Annotated in this window: 3 protein-coding genes; 1 reads left to right on the top strand and 2 read right to left on the bottom strand. The window is 72.5% G+C overall.

Going from position 1 to position 3142, the window contains the following annotated elements; translation table 11 throughout:
• Nucleotides 1-49: 49 nt before the first annotated feature.
• Nucleotides 50-1423 (bottom strand): extracellular solute-binding protein, encoded by a 1374-nt coding sequence (locus tag ACJA3G_RS33815; protein ID WP_406556854.1) that lies wholly within the window; start codon nt 1421-1423, stop codon nt 50-52.
• A 237-nt stretch (nt 1424-1660) separates the two neighbouring features.
• On the opposite strand from ACJA3G_RS33815, the gene ACJA3G_RS33810 reads away from it, so the two are divergent.
• Nucleotides 1661-2701, top strand: coding sequence for a LacI family DNA-binding transcriptional regulator (locus ACJA3G_RS33810; protein WP_406556853.1), 1041 nt, complete (start codon nt 1661-1663; stop codon nt 2699-2701).
• 10 nt (nt 2702-2711) lie between these two features.
• Here the strand turns inward: ACJA3G_RS33810 and ACJA3G_RS33805 are convergent.
• Nucleotides 2712-3142, bottom strand: a 431-nt coding sequence (locus ACJA3G_RS33805; RefSeq protein ID WP_406556852.1) for a hypothetical protein, incomplete at its 5' end; no start/stop codon positions are given.

Raw genomic sequence — 3142 nt, 5'->3', positions numbered from 1 at the left:
CAGAAGGGCCGGTCCCCGGAGGCCCCCGCCCCCGTGCCGTTCGCCGTCCTCACTGGTCCAGCGCGTTGTCGATGGCCTTCACTGCGGCCTCCCAGCCCGCCTGCGGGGACCGGCCCTTCTGGTCGACCTGGAGCATGCCGACGTCGGCCAGGTTCTGCGCGATGATCAGGTCCTTGGGTCCGAGGACCTGCACCGGGGTGCCCTCGGCGGCCTTGGCGAAGATCTGCCCGATGGGCGCGCCGCCGAAGTAGTCGTGGTGGGCGCCTGCGACGGTGGGCAGGGCGTACGCGGCCTTGGCGCTCGGGAAGCTGCCGCGCTTCTCGAAGAGCGTCGCCTGCTGGGCCGGCGCGGTGAGCCAGGCGGCCAGCTCGGCGGCCTGCTCGCGGTGCTTGCCCGCCGACGGGACGACGAGGAACGAGCCACCCCAGTTGGACGGCTTGGGCGCTGCCGCCACATCCCACTTGCCCTTGCCCGCGGCGCCCGCCTTGTCCTGGATGTACCCGAGCATCCAGGCCGGGCAGGAGACGGTGGCGAAGCTGCCGTTGGCGAAGCCCTGGTCCCAGCTGGGCTGGAACTGCTGCAGCTTGGCGGTGAGCCCGTGCGTGGCGAAGGAGGCGGCCGTGTCCCAGGCCTCCTTCACGGCCGGGTTGGACTTGTAGACGACCTTGCCGGCCGCGTCGTAGTAGCGGGTGTCGCTGGAGCCGGTGATGGCGTTCAGGATGCCGGAGGCGGAGTCGACGAAGGCCGTCCCCTTGGGCGCCTTCGACTTGTAGCGCTCACCGGCCGCGAGGTACTTCTGCCAGTCGCCCTCCCACAGCTTCCCCACGGCCTCCCGGTCGGTGGGCAGCCCGGCCGCGGCGAACAGGTCCTTGCGGTAGCAGATGCCCTGCGGCCCGATGTCGGTGCCGAGGCCGACGGTCTTGCCGTCCTTGTTGGTGGCCTGCCCCCACTTCCACGGCAGGAAGGCGGCCTTGTCGACGCCCTTCACCTTGCCGAGGTCCTCCAGATGGGCCGCCTGGGTGGCGGTCACCTCCGCGATGTTGTTGACCTCGACGGCCTGGATGTCGGCGAGCCCGCTGCCGGAGCCGAGGTGGGTGAGCAGCTGCGGGTAGTAGTTCTCGTTCCGCTCGATCGAGGTCTGCTTGATCTCGATGTCCGGGTGGAGCTTCATGTACGCGTCGTAGAGCCCGGCCTCCTTGAGGCCGAAGGCGCCGAAGACACCGACAGTGAGCGTGGTCTTCGCCCCGCCGCCCCCGCCGCCCCCGGAGGAGGACGAGCCGGAGCCGGTGGAGTCCTTGCTGTCGCCGTCGTCGGCGCAGCCCGCGAGCAGTCCGGCGCCGAGTACGGAGACGACGGCGAGCGCCGCGAGCCGCCGGGGCGCGCGGGTGCCGAGGGGTGTTCTTGTACGTGTTCTCGTACGCATGGTGATCCTCCAACTTGCTTTCCGTGCAGAACGATTGACGGTCGGTCGTGCAGGGGTGGAAGGTGCGGAAGGTGTACGGGCAGCTAGGGGTGGGAGCGCTCCCAGTCGTGATGTGTTGAAGGGTGGCGACTGTCCGGGAGGGTGTCAAGGGAGCGGGCAAAGGCAGTCCGCCGCCGGGGTCGTGCTGTTAGTTTTCACCCCGAGGTCCACGATGTGCGGCAAGACGGGGAGGCAGCCATGAAAGCAGCTCGCACGGTCCGGGGCCGCGGGGCCGGGCGGCCCACCCTTGAAGAGGTGGCGGCGCGTGCCGGGGTCGGCCGCGGCACGGTCTCCCGGGTGATCAACGGCTCGCCCCGGGTCAGCGACCGTACACGCGCGGCCGTCGAGGCGGCGGTCGCCGAACTCGGCTACGTCCCCAACCGCGCGGCCCGCGCCCTGGCCGCCAACCGTACGGACGCGATCGCCCTGGTCGTCCCCGAGACGGAGACGCGCTTCTTCGCGGAGCCGTACTTCTCCGAGGTGGTCCGGGGCGTCGGCCAGGCGCTCGCGGAGACCGACATGCAGCTCCTGCTGACCCTGGTGGGCAGCGAGCGGGAGCGCCGCAGGCTCGCCCAGTACCTGACCGGCCAGCGGGTCGACGGGGTCCTGCTGGTGGGCGTCCACGCCGACGACCCGCTGCCCGAGCTCCTGGAGCAGCTCGACATGCCGGTGGTGATCAGCGGCCCGCGCTCGGAGGAGGAGCCGCTGGCGTCGGTGGACTCGGACAACTTCGGCGGGGCGCGGGCGGCCGTGGCGCATCTGCTGGCCCGGGGCCGGCGCCGGATCGCCACGATCACCGGCCCGCTGGACGTGTACGGGGCCCGCTGCCGTCTGGACGGCTACCGCGCGGCCCTGGCCGGGGCGGGGCTGCCGCCCGAGCCCGGGCTCATCGGCCCCTCGGACTTCACGGAGGAGGGGGGCCGCGAGGCGATGGCCCTGCTCCTCGACCGTGAGCCCGGCCTCGACGCGGTCTTCGCCGCCTCGGACGTGATGGCGGCGGGCGCCCGCCAGATCCTGCGCGAACGGGGCCGGCGCGTCCCCGAGGACGTGGCTCTGATCGGCTTCGACGACTCGGCCATAGCCCGCCACATGGAGCCCCCGCTGACCAGCGTGCGCCAGCCGATCGAGGAGATGGGCCGGGCGATGACGGATCTGCTCCTCACCCAGATCGCGGCGGGCGAGCGCGCGGGCACCCAGCTGGTGCTGCCGACGGAGCTGGTGGTGCGGTCGTCCGCGTGAGGCGCCGGCGCTACCTCGTGCCGCTCCTGCGTACGCATCCGGGTGTACCGGCCGGATGCCGGTAACTGTCCGGCCGGGCCCCGCACGACGAGAACCCGAGCACCACCTCGGCCTCACCGGCGACGGGTTCGTCGCAGACGGCGCAGATCCGGGGGAGCGCGTGCCGCGGGCAGGCCCGGGGGTACCAATAGGTCCGGTAGTCCAGGATCTTCAACGGCCGCGGCCCCAGGTCGACGGCGGTCTCCGCGGACAGCGTCACCCCGCACCACACGCAGTCGACACCGCGCTGCTGCGCCTGCGAAAGCCCACCGATGTCGGGGACCCCACCGACGAGCCTCACCGCGCGACCTCCGTACGGCACCCGTCCACCGCCGGTGGCCCCGGCACAGCCGGGGGGCGCGTGCCGGGGGTACGCCGGGTCGCCGTGGAGGGGGTCGGGCT

Origin of the sequence: Streptomyces sp. YS-3 (assembly GCF_045257485.1) — a bacterium.
In the GTDB taxonomy this organism is placed as follows: domain Bacteria; phylum Actinomycetota; class Actinomycetes; order Streptomycetales; family Streptomycetaceae; genus Streptomyces.
The sequence above is the reverse complement of the archived record's forward strand: the minus strand, read 5'-3'. Positions and strand labels throughout refer to the sequence as shown.